The 294-nt window shown below is 70.7% G+C and carries 1 protein-coding gene; it reads right to left on the bottom strand.

Translation table 11 applies throughout. The features are described from left to right. On the bottom strand, positions 1 to 294 hold a 294-nt coding region (locus SB751_RS29455), incomplete at both ends, for a hypothetical protein (RefSeq protein ID WP_410748958.1).

The raw sequence follows: 294 nt of genomic DNA, 5'->3' as shown, positions 1-294 counted from the left end.
ATGTAGTGGCAGCCGATGCCCGCCATGCCGCGCGAGCCTTCCGGCACCCGCGTCGAGGTATTGTGCGGACAGCCCGAACAGAACCACGGCTTGCGGTCTTCCACCACGCGCGGGCGCGCCAGCGCCTGTTCGCGATCGGCGATGAAGGCCAGGCGCGCCTCGATGCCGGCGCGCACGTCGGCCGGCAATTCGAAGCGCAGCAGGCGCGCGGCAATGGCCTTGGCCACCATCGCCGGCGAGAACTCGTAATGCGCCGGCAGCAGCCAGTTGCCCTGCGGCACCGCCCATTCGCCG

The sequence above is a fragment of the Cupriavidus sp. SIMBA_020 genome, assembly GCF_046535395.1.
Classification (GTDB): Bacteria; Pseudomonadota; Gammaproteobacteria; order Burkholderiales; family Burkholderiaceae; genus Cupriavidus; species Cupriavidus campinensis.
Note: the sequence above shows the minus strand (reverse complement) of the source record. Positions and strands in the feature narration are given on the sequence as shown.